We start from the raw sequence: 15,191 nt of genomic DNA, 5'->3' as shown, positions 1-15,191 counted from the left end.
GTTGCGTTAAGCGCGAAAGCAAAAATCGCAGCCCAAGGGCTGCGATTTTTTTTGCTCAGGTTCAAACCACCAGACGCTCCAGCGCATCACGCAATCTGCCTGGAATCGGCACCGGCTGATTGCTCGTCCGGTCCACGAATACATGGACGAAACGCCCCGCCGCACACGCCTCGCTTTCACCGACCTTGAACACCGCCAGTTCATATTGCACCGAACTGTTACCCAGCTTGCCGACCCGCAGACCGATCTCGATCAGGTCCGGAAAAGCGATCGAGGCGAAGTAGTCACAGGCCGAACTGACCACAAACCCCACCACTTCGCCGTCATGAATATCCAGCCCGCCGACCTGGATCAGGTAGGTATTAACCGCCGTGTCGAAAAAGCTGTAATAGGTGACGTTGTTAACGTGCCCATAGGCGTCGTTATCGTGCCAGCGGGTGGTGATCGGCTGGAAATGTGGGTAATCGGCGCGTTGCGCCATGGTGCTGGACATCGGTATCGACTCCTTGAGTTATCTGTCCAGTCTAAAGGTAAAAACCTTTGCCTCGCGCCGCCAGCTCGCCAATCAGTGGCGCCGGCCGCCATTGATCGCCCTGTCGCGTCTCCAGCGCCAGCAAGCGCTTGTGAATGTCCGCCAGTCCCTGATCGTCCGCCCAGGCCATCGGGCCGCCTCTGTCCGCCGGGAAGCCGTAGCCATTGATGTACACCTGATCGATGTCATGCGCCGATTCGGCAATGCCTTCCTGCAGAATTTTCGCGCCCTCGTTGACCAGCGCCAGAAGGCAGCGCTCGAGGATTTCCTCGGACCCAATCTCGCGGCGCTGAAAGCCGAGGCCTTCGCTAACGCTCAATATCAGCGCATCGACCTCGGGATCATGCTCGGCCTGACGACTGCCCGGCTCGTAGTGGTAGTAACCGTTGCCGGACTTCTGCCCGAAACGCCCCAGTTCGCATAAACGGTTGTCGACCTGAACCTCTGGCGCATCCTGGCCCTCGCCGGCCAATTCGCGCGCGCGCCACTCCAGATCGATGCCGACCACGTCGTACATGCGAAACGGCCCCATGGCAAAACCGAAACCCTGCAACGCTGCATCGACCTGCTGTGGATAAGCGCCTTCGAGCAGCATCTTGCGCGCCTCAAGCACATACGGATGCAACATGCGATTGCCGATAAAACCGTGGCAGTTGCCCGACACCACACTGACCTTGCCCATGCGTTTGCCCAGCGCCAGCGCCGCTTCCAGCGTCGCCGGTGAAGTCTGTGCTCCGCGGACGATTTCCAGCAGTTTCATGATATGCGCCGGGCTGAAGAAATGCAGACCGAGCACTTGCGATGGGCGTCTGGTTGCAGCGGCAATCGCGTCGATATCCAGTGCCGAGGTGTTGCTCGCCAACAACGCCTCAGGCTTGAGCAGGCCATCCAGCTCGCGAAAGATCTTTTGCTTGAGCGCGAGGTTTTCGTACACCGCTTCGATCACCAGATCGACATTACGGATCGCCGGGTAATCCGCCGCCGCGCTGATCCGGGCAAGACGTGCATCCGCTTCGACCTGATCGAGCCGGCCCTGGCGCACGTTGTGTGCATAAGTCTGCGCCACTGCGTCCAGCGCCTGTTCAAGCATCTGTGTGTTGTTATCGACCCATTGCACGGCGATGCCGGCATTGGCCAGGCACATGACAATACCGCGGCCCATGGTACCCGCGCCGATCACGGCAGCTTGCTGAATATCGAAGGATGTCTGGCTCATGTTGTTCTCTTGTTGGCGATCCGAAGACAGCCTTCACCATAGTCAGGCACCGGGCATTTTTGAAGTTTATTACCGTGATGAGCGACATTCAGCGCATGGATACAATGCGCCATGGCGCCACAATTCCCTGTGGGAGCGCGAAAACGGAGTGTCATGCATGGGAATTTCAACTGTCATGACGCCTTCACGAGCAAGCCCGCTCCCACAGGATTTGTATTTACTCGAGCAGATGATTGTCAGCCCAACTGCGGACTTGCGCGTACGGATACTCCTCCAGCGCCGCATACCCCGAGATCGTCCGCGCCTTCAGCTTGGTAAACAGCGGCACACTGATCCCGCACAGAAAACGCGTCAGGCGCTCCGCCGTCGGCATGCTGCCGGTGTGCTGTTCGTGCCTGTGGATAAAATCACCGCACAGCGCCGAGAAACTTTTATCCACAAGCGCTGGCAACTCGGGAGGTGCCGGCAGCCGCGCGACATTACCGTGGCACACCGAACAGTGTCCGCAGTGCTCGGGCGCATTGTGGTCGCCGAAGTATTCAGCCAGGCGATAACCCAGGCAGCGCTCAGTGGCGAACAGCTCAAGCATTGCGTGGATCCGCGCGATTTCAGCCTGCTCGTGCCGGGTGAAGTACTGGTGCAACTCGGCGCTCAACACAGCGCTGTCGAAATCGCTGTGCAGCACGTTGTAGACCTCGGTCATCTGCTTGCTCTCAAGCTCGACCCAGCCCTTTTCCTGGAAGTAATCCAGCGCCGTCACCACCCGATTGCGCTCAGCTGAATATTGCGTGTACATCGCCTCGAAATTCACCGTGGCCCAGGTGCGTGCGCGACTGGAGGTGTGGATGATGGCCGCGACAAACTCCCTGCGCTCACCCTCGAAACGCTCAAGCAACGCGTCGGGTTCCAGCAGGTACTTGAAGCGGTACTCGGCGTAATAGGCATAGCGCGGCGCAATCAGGCCCCGCAGCTCCAGCTGCACCAGCAGCGTCTTGAGTGGCAGCGAGCGAATATTGCTCTGATCGGCCAGCGGTCCGAGCAGAAACTCCCACTGCCCTTCGGGCGCGGCAGCCTGCATTTCCTCCAGCACACAACGAATCCCCTCGCGCTCCGGGGTATCGCCGTAGACGAAGTTTTCCAGCACGTTGAGGCTGTCGCGGTTGGCCAGCACCAGGCAATCCGAAGGCTGTCCATCGCGTCCGGCGCGACCGATTTCCTGACTGTAGTTTTCGATGGATTTGGGCAGGTCGAAATGCACCACGTTGCGGATGTCGCTCTTGTCGATGCCCATGCCGAAGGCAATAGTCGCGACAATGCAATTGGACTGCCCGGCCATGAAGCGCTTCTGTATCGCCTCGCGCTGATCGTTGGGTAAACCGGCGTGATAGGCCTCGGCCTGTATCCCGTTACGTCCCAGATGCTCGGCAATGTGTTCGGCGGTTTTCTGCAGGGTGACGTAGACGATGCTCGGTTGCCCCGCACGCTCGCTCATCCACTCCACCAGCCGCCGGCGCTTGTCCTGCCCGCGTACCGGCTCGACCAGCAGATTGAGGTTCGGCCGATAGAAACCGGTGGTCACCACATCCGCTTCGGCGATGGCGAATTTGGCCTGCATGTCGGCAATCACTTTCGGTGTGGCCGTGGCCGTCAGCAGTAGGGTTTGCGGGATGTTGAACTGACGCTGGTAGTCCGGCAGCTTCAGGTAGTCGGGGCGGAAGTTGTGCCCCCACTCCGAGATGCAGTGCGCCTCGTCGACCACCAGCAGCGAGATCGGCACCTGCTGCAAAAAGTTGCGGAAACGCTCGTTCTTCAGGCGCTCCACCGAGATCATCAGAATCTTCAATTCACCCGAACGGGCGCGGGCCATCACGTCATTGGCGTCATCGCGGCTTTGCGCCGAATCGATACTGCCGGCGCTGATGCCATGGCGTTTGAGGAACGCCAGTTGATCCTGCATCAACGCCAATAGCGGCGAGACCACCAGGGTCAGATGCGGCAGCAATAGTGCCGAAACCTGGTAGCAAAGCGACTTGCCGGAACCGGTGGGAAAAATCGCCGCCGCCGAGCGCCCCGCCAGCACGGCGCTGATCGCCGCTTCCTGTCCGGGTCGAAACTGTGGATAACCGAAAACCTGTTCCAGGGTGTTGTGCATGCGCTGTCACTCCGTTGACCGCTGTGATGCCAACAGCCTAGCGGGCGATCGCAGCGAGTCGAGAAAAGGCCGGGGTCAATTCGATACGGGATGATACAGCCATTGGCGCAGACAACTCGGCCCACTGTAGGAGCGAGCCTGCTCGCGAAGAGGCCCGCAACAGCAATACAAACTTACCGGTTCAGGGTTGCAAAATTGCCACTCGCAGGTGCTCATTCAACACCTGCTCATGCACACCCAGGCTCTTGCTCGCCCACAACGCATGGGCCGGAGTGATGTCACCGGTAAAGGCCGCCGCCAATTGACGCAGCTGCGCGACACTGCGCACGCGAGGACAGAACGGTTGCCCGTCACAGTCCTGACTGGCGTTGCGATAGGTGCTCAGCAAGCGATCCCACAGACCGTCACGCACCTGCCTGATCGACTTGAGCTGCACATGCGGCACACCCAGTCGCTGCTCAAGCCCCACCTCGTCCAGCGTTTCACTGGCGAGCAGGACTTTGCCGAACATCAACACCTCGGCGCGCGAGGCGGTATCGATGCTGGTCTGGCTGGAAAGCGCATCGGGCCAGCCGGTGCGCTCAGGACCAGCAAACATCCAGCGGTTGTCGGCATCTGATGCCATGGCCAAACGCCAACCACTGGCCAACAGCACTGAAATCGAGGCCATACGTAGCCATTGCATACTCAATTCCCTTTAAGCGCGTATCGGACGTTTGCAAACGTCCTACAGATTCTGGCGCGCACCATACATAGATCTGCCAAGAAACGCCTGTGAATCCTGTGGGAAATTTCTGCGCTAGGGGTTTCACCCCGAAAAAACCGCAAAACCTTGTAGGGCATATGCCCGGCCCTCGGAAAATCCCCTACGAACGGCGTCCATTGCGGCGCTCTTGTGAGTGCTCGCCACCCACTTCTATAGTGGCCGGCGCGACTGACCACTGAATCAGCCCCGCCCGAGTGCCTTTGTAAAGGACAAGCCTCACCATGATTACCCGCTATCGCCCCTTGAAGACTTGCTACAACGAAAATCCCGTATTGGTCATCGATACTCACTCCAGTCATCGCGATCTGCTTGATGCCGCTGACCAGCGACTGCGTGCCGCCAGCGATCTGCTGGAAACCCTTTACTGTTTATGTTTCAAACAGGCCGACGTGAAAGATATACCTAACATCGTTAATGCTCTTTATTTATTAGTGCAGGACGGTTGTGATTTGCTCGAAGTAGCAAAACATAAACCCCAACAATCAGACCCACACTGAAAACAACTAAAATCCAGAAACAACCGAATGCTTTAATAAACAACCAAAAAAGACCTAATTTGTTGACTCTTACTTTCACCGAGAGCAACACAATGACTGTTTTAACCATATTTTTCTGCGGCACAGGCTCCAACAAGTTTGATACCACCCACGAAAACTTCTGGAACGGCGAACTGATTTCCACCCTGGCTTCCAATCATTTGGGGCACGAGTTTGCCGAGTGGATCGTGGTGGATGGCCCCGGGAGCGGCAACTTGCAGGCCGACGATCTATTCACCAGGACCAAGGAATACGGCTTGAGCGGAACTCTGTTCGGCAAAGGCTGGGAAGAAAACGTGTTGCACGCGCTCAATATCATCAAGGGCAAGTGTGACTGGCAGCGCGAACAACTGACTGAAGCCGAATACAATCGCCTTAAAGCCGCCGGCATTCCGATCGAAGATGTAAAAGTCGAAGGATCCTGGTTCTGGCGCAAATATAATTACGGTGATCGCAGCATTACCCAGCAAAAATTACAGGAACAAATCATCAAGACTTTTCGCAAGGACGGTATTATTCCCACGCAAGTCAATCTGGTGGGTTGGAGCCGTGGCGGCATCAGTTGCCATATGCTGGCCAATGCAATGTTCAAGGACAGCCTGCTGAAAAACATTCCGGTCAATATCTTCGCGCTCGACCCCGTGCCGGGTATTGGTAACTTTCAGGAAGAGCGCGTCAAACTCGCGGCCAACGTCAAAGAGTATGTAGCCTTCTATGCTCGCGACGAACGCTCCAAAGGTTTCAGCTGCGTCATCCCACAGACCGCTACCGGCACTAAAACCTGCATCTATCCGATGGCTGGGCGCCACGCCACCATGGCTGGCAATGCCACCAGCAGCGGCGGCGTCCCGACCGATGCCAGCGATCTGAAAGTGCTGTTCGAGCCCGGACACATCGTGCGCCACCTCGCCGAAACCTGCCTCAAACGCTGGGGCGTGCAACTGCAAAAAAACCTGGATCTGACTCAGGCCGACCTGGAAAACCTCACCAACGGCATCGTACGCGATGAAGCCAAATACAAACTGATGCACAAATATTCCTACACCTATTTCACCGAACTGGACCAAGGCGAACGCTACGTTTCGCTGGGCAGTAAAGGTGTGCCGTTCAGCAGCGTGAAAGGCGAGATCTACAAGCCGGCGACCGGCCTGGCAACCAGCTTGCTGGATATTTCCGCGTATCAGCATTTGCGTTGAAAAATGATGAAAGAAAGGTAGGAACATCCGATGAAATCTTCATCCCGTTCCTACACGCCACGACTCTTTGTCGCCTATCGCGGCTTGAGGGCACAAATCTATAGTCGTGGCTGTCGCTGGCAAATCAGCGGCTCGGGCTTGGTCACCTGAATGGATCGTGCATACGCGTCCGCTGTATGCTGCCGGCACTCAATTGCCTGCAGTTTATGGTGGCTGTGTTTGGGACACCTTCGGGTGTGCCGGGTCTGTGCACGATCCTCACCGGTTGACCAACCCGAACACAGTCGCCTCCTGTCGCTTGGTCACGATGTGGTGGCTTCACTTGAAGCATTTGAGGATCAACCAAATGAAACCATGGAATCAATTAGCCGCTGAACGCTACTACTCACTCGAATCCAACCTCACCGACACCAAGCCCCTGATAATCGATACAGAGGCCGACCCGCAAGACATCCTCGAATGCGCCGTCCAGCGCCTGCGCGCCTCCAGCGATCTGCTGAAAACCCTCTACTGCCTCAGTTTCAAACAAGCCGACGTCGAAGACATTCCCCACATAACCCACGCCCTGTATCTGCTGACGCAGGATGGCTGTGACCTGCTGCAGGTCGCGCAGCAGCAGATGCTCGGCTGGAAAGCACCGGCCTGAGACTGACAATGTTCGGATCGCTCTGCCGCCTCACCTGAGAGCGATCAATAAAAACGTGATCAAACATTGGAGCAACCATGAGCGAGTTTTTTGATGCACTGATGGAAAGCGTTCAGGAAATGGACGAGATCTTCCGCGCGCAGCGCTGCAACTCGCCCCTTGCTCCGAAAATATCTGAAAAGAACACGCTGACTTTTCAGCAGAAACAAGCCTGTTACGAAAAGGTATGCCGCTCGAATTATCTCGCCAGTTTACGCATTGAAGGCTTTGAAACGGTGCCTGCCAATGCGGCTGAATCATTGCCTGATCGGCAGCAAATCCTTGATCGATACCGTCACAACACTAGCTGACCCCAGAGAGTGATCTGCGGCGCTTAAGTGGTATTATTCTGGCTGTTTACATGAGAAAAATCTTGAATAATGGCAGTTAACAGGAGCCGTTATTGCCGACCCCACGCCAAGAGGCAACCTTCTACTTAAGTGCTATTATTCTGGCAGTTAAGAAAAAAAAAAGAAGGAATACTGCCACATGGCCAAGAAAACAGCGCCACTTCTGCCCGCCTCCGCTCGGCTGCTGTCCGAATTTGGCGAACGGCTGAAGCTGGCTCGTCTGCGCCGCAAGCTGACGGCAAAGCAGGTCGCTGAACGGTCAGGCATGTCGCTGACCACCTTGCGCAATCTGGAGTCAGGCGAATCAGGAGTAACCATCGGCGCTTATCTGTCGGTCATGCAGGTGCTGGGCCTGGAAAAGGATTTGAGTCAGCTTGCCGCGACCGATGAAATGGGCCGACAGCTACAGGATGCTCAGTTAATGCCTGCATCAAGATCCCCAATCAAAAAGCCACAGCGAGTACGCGGAGTCAGCGCGTTAAAAAAAGCTGCATCCGATCACAGCGAGACTTCAAGCGTCATCGATGCCGCTACTACAACAAAACTTCCGGACGATTTTCCAATCAACACGCACACTCTCTCCAATCTGTTGAAGAAGAAAAAGCCACGCTTCACGACAGGTGAAAAATGACGCTGATCGCTGTTTATGCAGATTGGGAATCGTTGAACGGCGCCAGGCGTCTCGGCTTCCTGCATGCCCGTAAGACACGCAATACCAACGTATTCGAGTTTGAATACGATCCCGTAGCGCTGGCCGACCCCGAGTTAAGCTTCACACAGCTGGACCCACGAATCGGACTTTTTCAAGGACGTCAGTTTCCTGGTCAACATCAGACTCGTTTTGGCGTCTTCGCTGACTCAAGCCCTGATCGTTGGGGCCAACTGCTAATGAAGCGGCGCCTGGAGAGGGATATCCGGGACGGTTTGATTCCCAAGGGCAGCAAGCTATTCGAGTCTGACTATCTCCTTGGCGTGCATGACCAGTTCCGCGTCGGCGCCATCCGCTACAAGCTCAACGACGAGGGTAATTTTCTCGACGATCGCGATGGCGTTGCTGCCCCACCCTTTGTTGAATTGCGTACGCTGGAACAGGCGAGTCTGGCCTTGGAAAACGACACGGACAACACCGCACTCGATGGCCGCGAATGGCTAAGAATGCTCATCGCGCCAGGCGGCTCACTGGGCGGCGCCAGACCAAAAGCCAGTGTGGTCGACGAGCATGGCCAACTGTGGATCGCCAAGTTTCCCAGTACGCGAGACGACTACGATGTAGGTGGCTGGGAAATGCTGGTGAACGCCTTGGCGGTCAACTGCGGGCTACGTGTCGCAACCGGCATGGCACGACGTTACGCGAGCGACCACCACTGTTTTCTGGTCAAACGCTTCGACCGAACTGAACGCGGTGGGCGCCACCACTTCGCCTCAGCCATGACCCTGACCAACCGCACCGACGGCGACGACGCTTCAACAGGCGCCAGCTACCTTGAGTTGGCGGAAGTGCTCATGGAACACGGTTCGGAGCCCAATGCAGACCTTCGCGAGTTATGGTCGAGAATCGTCTTCAACATCCTGGTATCCAACACCGACGACCACCTGCGTAATCACGGATTTATTCTGGATCCCGGTCGGGGATGGCGCATGTCGGCAGCGTATGACATGAACCCCGTAGCGCATGCAGATGGGTTGAAGCTGAACATCACTGATGCTGACAACGCGTTGGATCTGGAGCTGGCGAGGGAAGTGGCGGGGTATTTTCGAGTGAGCTCGATACATGCAGAAGAAATAATTGAGCACTTTAAATCCGAGATCAGCAACTGGCCGGAAGTAGCACGTGTATTGGGACTATCCAAGCGTGAACAGGACCTTATGGCAACAGCGTTTAGTGCCCTTTAATGCCCACAAAAAAGCCGCCCCTGGAGGCGGCTTTTTTGTTCACAACGAACCAATCTTACAACTTGGGACCCGCAGCCTTGATCGCGTCGCTCACTTCGAACTTCTTGAAGTTCTCGATAAACAGACCGGCCAGCGCCTTGGCAGCTTCGTCGTACGCAGCCTTGTCAGCCCAGGTGTTGCGTGGGTTGAGCAGGTTGGTTTCAACGCCCGGTACGGCCAGTGGCACGTCGAGGTTGATGGTGTCCAGGTGTTCGGTGGCTGCACCGATCAGCGCGCCGCTCTGGATCGCTGCGATCACCGCACGGGTGGTCGGGATGTTGAAGCGTTTGCCGACGCCGTAGCCGCCGCCGGTCCAGCCGGTGTTGACCAGGTAGACCTTGGAGCCGAAGCCGCGGATGCGCTTGATCAGCAGTTCTGCGTACTCGCCAGCCGGACGCGGGAAGAACGGTGCGCCAAAGCAGGTGGAGAAGGTCGACTTGATGCCGCTGCCCGAACCCATTTCAGTCGAGCCCACCAGCGCGGTGTAGCCAGACAGGAAGTGGTAGGCCGCTTGCTCTTCGTTGAGGATCGACACTGGCGGCAGTACGCCGGTCAGGTCGCAGGTCAGGAAGATCACAGCGTTTGGCTCGCCGCCCAGGTTCTTCTCGGAACGCTTGGCAACGTGCTCCAGCGGGTAGGCCGCGCGGCTGTTCTGGGTCAGGCTGACATCGGCGTAGTCGGCGTGCTTGGCGTCGTCGATGACCACGTTTTCCAGCACAGCGCCGTGCTTGATGGCTTTCCAGATGACCGGCTCGTTCTTCTCGGACAGGTCGATGCACTTGGCATAGCAACCGCCTTCGATGTTGAACACCACGCCTTCGCCCCAGCCGTGTTCGTCGTCACCGATCAGGTAACGGCTTTCGTCAGCCGACAGGGTGGTTTTACCGGTACCCGACAGACCGAAGAACAGGGTCACGTCGCCTTCTTCGCCGATGTTGGCAGCGCAGTGCATTGGCAGCACGTCAGCGGCCGGCAGCAGGAAGTTCTGCACGGAGAACATGGCTTTTTTCATTTCACCGGCATAACGCATGCCGGCAATCAGCACTTTCTTCTGCGCGAAGTTGATGATCACGCAACCGTCGGAGTTGGTGCCGTCACGCTCAGGCACGCACTCGAAGTTGGCCACGTTGAGCACTTGCCACTCGTCACGACCGGCCGGGTTGTACTGGGCCGGGTTGATGAACAGGCAACGACCGAACAGGTTCTGCCAGGCCGTCTGGGTGGTCATTTTCACGGCCAGGTAGTGATCTTCAGCCGCACCTACATGCACGTGGGAAACAAAGTGCTCTTGCGCGTTGTTGAACGCCTCGACACGAGCCCACAGCGCGTCGAACTTGTCGGCCGGGAACTTGCGGTTGATCGGGCCCCAGGCGATAGCGGCCTGGGTGGAAGGCTCTTCAACGATGAAACGATCGACTGGCGAACGACCGGTGCGATGACCGGTGCGAACGACCAGAGCGCCGGTATCGGCAAGCTCGCCCTCACCGCGTTGCAGGGCTTCTTTTACCAGATCATCAACACTCAGATCGGTGTACACGGCGTTATTGGCTTGCGTCATGAGGTTCCCCGTCGGCCAGTGGCCGAGTGTGCTCCAAACGTTTTGTAGTAGAAAGTCGTGCACTACTACCGCGAAAAAAGTGGGCCGGATTATGCCAGAAAAGCCCAAAAAGAGTAGGGTCCTCCCGTCGTAACGGCGAAATTCCGTCGTTACGCAGTGAATTTACCTGCGCTGAACCGTTTTAGTGCCGGGTATCTGACGGCGTGTCGACGCCTGCGCCAGCGAACAATTGAGCAATATCGGCCGCATCGAACAGGTAACGCTGGTTGCAGAACTGGCAATCGATCTCGACTTCACCACCGCGCTCGGCCACCAGTGCCTGCGCATCTTCCAGACCCAGACTGACCAGCGCATTGCCTGAGCGTTCCCGCGAGCAGCTGCAACGGAAGCGCAGGTTCTGCACATCGAACAGGCGCACCTGCTCTTCGTGGTAGAGGCGATGCAGGACGGTTTCGTTGTCCAGGCTGAGCAATTCATCGGCGGTCAGGGTGCTGGCCAGAGCGGTGATGTGCTGCCAGCTGGCAGCACGGTCTTCTTCGTCTTTCAGACGGTCGGCCGGCAGTTGCTGCAGCAGCATGCCACGGGCACGACGGCCGTCGGCGAACAGCTTGAACCGCGTGCCGACCTGTTGCGACATGACGAAATAGTTGGTGAAACACTCAGACAGGGTTTCGCCGTCGAGATCGACGATGCCCTGGTAACGCTGGCCGACAGTCGGGTCGACGGTCAGGGTCAGGTCACCGCCCGGCATCAGGTCGGCGAGAGTGGCATCGGCAGCGATCTGCTCGGCGTTGTAACGCGCCAGGCCACGGATCTCGCGCTCGCTGGAGCATTCGATCATCAGCAGCGGAATCGGCCCTTCCGAGCGCGCCTGCAAAATCAGCAAGCCATCGAATTTCAGCGTGCCTACCAGCAACGAGGCGGCCGCCATCAATTCGCCCAGCAATTGCGCGACCGGTTCCGGGTACGGGTGCTTGGCGAGGACTTCGGCGTAGCTGCGTTCAAGCGCAACCAGTTCGCCGCGCGTGTCGCTGTCATCGAAGATGAAACGTTGAGTGAAATCGGTATCCGCTAGGTCGGTCATAATTTTGGGTATCTGAATGTGGTGACAAAATGGTTACAAGACGTGAAAATTTGCGCTTCTTGGCACTCTTTTTGGTGCCGACTGCTCTGCCATGGGAGGCATTTTATGAACAATCCGGGTTTGTTCCAATCAAGGTGGAACCTCGGCCGGCTGGTTCTGTGCAACGTAGTGCCACTGGCGCTACTGGCTTTCTGGTTATGGCCTACGGGCAACTCGCTGTGTGTGATTTTCGACGAGTGGCTGTTCCGCTCGCTCAATGCACCTCTGGCCAGCAACTCCATATGGCTCCACATCTGGACAATTGCAAGTCTGCGGCCGTTTGACATTGTCGTCGGACTGATCCTGCTGACGCTGCTGATCAAGGGCGACTGGGTGTTCAAGGCGATTGACGTGCGTCGCGCCTTTTTCGGTTTTTTCTCGATTCTGCTGCTGATGGTGGTGATCCGCGCGCTGTTTTCCAAATTCGCCGACTACATGGACTGGCAGCACAGCAGTCCATCGATGGTGCTGGAAGGCGCGGTGCACCTGAGTGACTACTTCCCGCATCTGGAAAAAGCCTGGGAGCTGAAGGATCGCTCGAGCCAGAGCTTCCCCGGTGATCACGCATCGGTGCTGCTGATCTGGGCGCTGTTCATGGGTGTATTCAGCCGCACAGTCGGCCAGTTCCTGACGGTCTGGGGCCTGGCGTTGCTGTTCATGCTGCCACGTCTGGTGGCCGGCGCGCATTGGGGTCAGGACGATTACATCGGCGGCATGCTGCTGGCGGTGTGGGCGTTGGGCTGGGGTTACTACACGCCGTTTGCCTATCACGCCGCCAACTTCTGGCTGAAGGTGACTGCGCCGATTTTCGCTTTGCTGGGCAAGCTGCCGCTGGTTTCGCGGATGAGTGTGGTGTCTGCCGCAAACTGACACTTTGCGCAAACCTGTGGCGAGGGAGCTTGCTCCCGCTTGGCTGCGTAGCAGTCACTGAACCAGTCGACTCGGTTGTACTTTGAAATACATGATCGACTGGATAGGGAGTCCTTCGGACTCCAGCGGGAGCAAGCTCCCTCGCCACAATGGTGTGCCGTGCCGGTCAATCGCTGGTGCTGTTCCCACGAAATTTAAACAGATCCCGCCGCTGCTTCTTGCTCGGCTTGCCATCAGTGCTCACGCCTAACGCTCCGGCCTTGCGCATCGCCGCTGCCGCTTCACGTTTGGCAATACTCGCCTCGGTCTCGGTATACAGCGTCTGCGCTTCGGGCGCGCCGCGACGCACGATCGACAAGGCCTCGACCCTCACCGTGCGTTCTTCAAAGCCGGTACGAATTTCGAACTCATCACCAATGCGTGGCTCTTTGCCAGGCTTGCAGCGGTCGCCTCGGCAATGCACCTTGCCACTCTCGATCGCGGCTTTGGCCAAGGCCCGGGTTTTGTAAAAACGCGCCGCCCACAACCATTTATCGAGACGGACCTTGTCGTCCTCTTCGCTTTTTTGTGCCATGGAATTTCCTCATTCTGAAATATTGATGAACTGTACTACCGTTTCTGTCGTGCCATGAATGACCCCGTCCCGGATTACAATGCACACCAGCCGACACCTGCTTGAGGGGTCGGCGATCCGGGCCGTAGATATCTGTCGCCTTTTAACCCTTATTCTGCGTGAATACCGCGAATTCGGCCGTACGCGGCCCGAGCGGTTTCTGCCGGTTGAGTACCTTTGAAGACATTTGACCATTTGACCGTTGTTGGTCTGCGCGAGTGGGTGGCGCTCCCTGATCTGGGAGTCGCCGGCCTGCGGGCGAAAATCGACACCGGCGCCAGCACCTCCAGCCTGCATGCCACCGACATCGAGCCGTTCGAACGCGACGGCCAGAAGTGGGTGCGTTTCACCGCGCACCTGGGCACGGTGGTGCAGTTGCGTCACCGGCGCTGCGAAGCACCGCTGGTGACGCGCAAAACCATCAAAAGCTCCAACGGCCAGGCGCAGGTGCGTTATGTGATCAGCACCACCCTGGCCCTCGGTGATCGGGTCTGGGCAGTCGAGTTCACCCTCGCCTGTCGCAAGTCCATGCGCTATCGCCTGTTGCTCGGCTCCAAAGCCCTGATCGATGGCCAGCTGGTGGTCAATCCGGGCATCAAATATGTACAAGACAAGCCGGTGTTCCCGGTATCTACCTCCTCCACAGGTGTTGCATGAAGATCGCTGTGCTGTCGCGGAATCCGCGTCTGTATTCCACCCGTCGTCTGGTCGAGGCCGGCACCGAGCGCGGGCATGAAATGGTCGTGATCGACACCTTGCGCGCCTACATGAACATCGCCAGCCACAAGCCGCAGATCCACTATCGCGGCAAGCCGCTGGAAGGCTTCGACGCGGTGATTCCACGGATCGGTGCGTCGGTGACGTTCTATGGCTGCGCGGTGTTGCGCCAGTTCGAAATGATGGGGGTGTTTCCGCTCAACGAATCGGTGGCCATCGCCCGCTCGCGAGACAAACTGCGTTCGTTGCAATTGCTGTCGCGTCGTGGCATCGGCCTGCCGGTCACCGGCTTCGCTCACTCGCCGGATGACATTCCCGACCTGATCGACATGGTCAACGGCGCGCCGCTGGTGATCAAGGTGCTGGAAGGCACCCAGGGTATCGGCGTAGTGCTGTGCGAAACCGCGACCGCAGCCGAGTCGGTGATCGAGGCATTCATGGGCCTGAAGCAGAACATCATGGTCCAGGAATACATCAAGGAGGCCGGCGGTGCCGACATCCGCTGCTTCGTAGTCGGCGACAAGGTCATCGCAGCGATGAAGCGTCAGGCCAAACCTGGGGAATTCCGCTCCAACCTGCACCGAGGCGGCAGCGCCAGCCTGATCAAGATCACCCCGGAAGAACGCATGACCGCCTTGCGTGCGGCCAAGGTCATGGGCCTGTCAGTAGCGGGTGTAGATATCCTGCGTTCCAATCACGGGCCGCTGGTGATGGAAGTGAACTCGTCGCCGGGCCTGGAAGGGATCGAGACCACCACCGGCAAGAACGTAGCGGGGATCATCATCGAACACCTTGAGAAGAATGGCGGGCCGAACATGACCCGGACCAAAGGCAAAGGTTGATCCGTTGGAAATGTGGCGGCTGACAGGCCGCCTTCGCGAGCAAGCCCGCTCCCACATTTTGGAATGCGTTCCCCTGTGGGAGCGGGCTTGCTCGCGAAGGGGC

Annotated in this window: 16 protein-coding genes; 9 read left to right on the top strand and 7 right to left on the bottom strand. The window is 57.7% G+C overall.

Annotated features, from left to right (window positions below; translation table 11 throughout):
- Positions 1-61: 61 nt before the first annotated feature.
- The 4 genes from CKW11_RS13540 to CKW11_RS13525 form a co-directional block, all read right to left on the bottom strand.
- Complete coding sequence (locus CKW11_RS13540; RefSeq protein ID WP_095137924.1) at positions 62-493, bottom strand: thioesterase family protein; 432 nt, start codon at positions 491-493, stop codon at positions 62-64.
- Between the two features lie 31 nt (positions 494-524).
- Positions 525-1,748: a 3-hydroxyacyl-CoA dehydrogenase gene (locus tag CKW11_RS13535; protein WP_095137923.1), complete on the bottom strand. Its 1,224-nt coding sequence runs from the start codon at positions 1,746-1,748 to the stop codon at positions 525-527.
- Between the two features lie 217 nt (positions 1,749-1,965).
- Positions 1,966-3,900: an ATP-dependent DNA helicase RecQ gene (locus tag CKW11_RS13530; RefSeq protein ID WP_095137922.1), complete on the bottom strand. Its 1,935-nt coding sequence runs from the start codon at positions 3,898-3,900 to the stop codon at positions 1,966-1,968.
- A 181-nt stretch (positions 3,901-4,081) separates the two neighbouring features.
- On the bottom strand, positions 4,082-4,585 hold the full coding sequence (locus tag CKW11_RS13525) for a polysaccharide deacetylase (RefSeq protein WP_095137921.1): 504 nt from the start codon (positions 4,583-4,585) through the stop codon (positions 4,082-4,084).
- A gap of 302 nt (positions 4,586-4,887) precedes the next feature.
- Between CKW11_RS13525 and CKW11_RS13520 the strand changes: the two genes are divergently transcribed.
- The 6 genes from CKW11_RS13520 (at position 4,888) to CKW11_RS13495 (ending at position 9,326) form a co-directional block, all read left to right on the top strand.
- Positions 4,888-5,163 carry a hypothetical protein gene (locus CKW11_RS13520; protein ID WP_095137920.1) on the top strand — a complete coding sequence of 92 codons (276 nt, stop codon included), beginning with the start codon at positions 4,888-4,890 and terminating at the stop codon, positions 5,161-5,163.
- A 92-nt stretch (positions 5,164-5,255) separates the two neighbouring features.
- Positions 5,256-6,398, top strand: a complete 1,143-nt coding sequence (locus CKW11_RS13515) for a hypothetical protein (RefSeq protein WP_095137919.1) — start codon at positions 5,256-5,258, stop codon at positions 6,396-6,398.
- A gap of 346 nt (positions 6,399-6,744) precedes the next feature.
- Positions 6,745-7,044 carry a hypothetical protein gene (locus tag CKW11_RS13510; RefSeq protein ID WP_095137918.1) on the top strand — a complete coding sequence of 100 codons (300 nt, stop codon included), beginning with the start codon at positions 6,745-6,747 and terminating at the stop codon, positions 7,042-7,044.
- A gap of 188 nt (positions 7,045-7,232) precedes the next feature.
- The gene (locus CKW11_RS13505) at positions 7,233-7,394 is read left to right on the top strand and encodes a YhfG family protein (protein WP_208101599.1); all 162 of its coding nucleotides are present in this window, start codon (positions 7,233-7,235) and stop codon (positions 7,392-7,394) included.
- Between the two features lie 178 nt (positions 7,395-7,572).
- Positions 7,573-8,064 carry a helix-turn-helix domain-containing protein gene (locus CKW11_RS13500; protein WP_095137917.1) on the top strand — a complete coding sequence of 164 codons (492 nt, stop codon included), beginning with the start codon at positions 7,573-7,575 and terminating at the stop codon, positions 8,062-8,064.
- Positions 8,061-9,326 carry a type II toxin-antitoxin system HipA family toxin gene (locus CKW11_RS13495; RefSeq protein ID WP_095137916.1) on the top strand — a complete coding sequence of 422 codons (1,266 nt, stop codon included), beginning with the start codon at positions 8,061-8,063 and terminating at the stop codon, positions 9,324-9,326. Before CKW11_RS13500 ends, CKW11_RS13495 begins: the two co-directional genes overlap by 4 nt.
- Before the next feature lie 55 nt (positions 9,327-9,381).
- On the opposite strand, the gene CKW11_RS13490 is transcribed toward CKW11_RS13495, so the two are convergent.
- Both CKW11_RS13490 and hslO read right to left on the bottom strand, forming a co-directional pair.
- Positions 9,382-10,923, bottom strand: a complete 1,542-nt coding sequence (locus CKW11_RS13490) for a phosphoenolpyruvate carboxykinase (protein ID WP_027611209.1) — start codon at positions 10,921-10,923, stop codon at positions 9,382-9,384.
- A 181-nt stretch (positions 10,924-11,104) separates the two neighbouring features.
- Positions 11,105-12,007, bottom strand: coding sequence for an Hsp33 family molecular chaperone HslO (gene hslO, locus CKW11_RS13485; RefSeq protein ID WP_095137915.1), 903 nt, complete (start codon positions 12,005-12,007; stop codon positions 11,105-11,107).
- 105 nt (positions 12,008-12,112) lie between these two features.
- On the opposite strand from hslO, the gene CKW11_RS13480 reads away from it, so the two are divergent.
- Entirely contained in the window at positions 12,113-12,916 is an 804-nt protein-coding gene (locus CKW11_RS13480; protein ID WP_095137914.1) for a phosphatase PAP2 family protein, read from the top strand.
- Between the two features lie 166 nt (positions 12,917-13,082).
- Here the strand turns inward: CKW11_RS13480 and CKW11_RS13475 are convergent, their stop codons facing one another.
- Positions 13,083-13,490 (bottom strand): RNA-binding S4 domain-containing protein, encoded by a 408-nt coding sequence (locus CKW11_RS13475; RefSeq protein ID WP_095137913.1) that lies wholly within the window; start codon positions 13,488-13,490, stop codon positions 13,083-13,085.
- A gap of 234 nt (positions 13,491-13,724) precedes the next feature.
- On the opposite strand from CKW11_RS13475, the gene CKW11_RS13470 reads away from it, so the two are divergent.
- Both CKW11_RS13470 and rimK read left to right on the top strand, forming a co-directional pair.
- Entirely contained in the window at positions 13,725-14,186 is a 462-nt protein-coding gene (locus CKW11_RS13470) for an ATP-dependent zinc protease (RefSeq protein ID WP_177408985.1), read from the top strand.
- Complete coding sequence (gene rimK / locus CKW11_RS13465) at positions 14,183-15,088, top strand: 30S ribosomal protein S6--L-glutamate ligase (RefSeq protein ID WP_007952690.1); 906 nt, start codon at positions 14,183-14,185, stop codon at positions 15,086-15,088. The genes CKW11_RS13470 and rimK overlap by 4 nt, the downstream gene beginning before the upstream one ends.
- Positions 15,089-15,191: the final 103 nt, after the last annotated feature.

It is taken from the genome of Pseudomonas sp. Irchel s3a10, assembly GCF_900187525.1.
Lineage (GTDB): Bacteria > Pseudomonadota > Gammaproteobacteria > Pseudomonadales > Pseudomonadaceae > Aquipseudomonas > Aquipseudomonas koreensis_G.
This window is presented reverse-complemented; position numbering and strand designations above follow the sequence as displayed.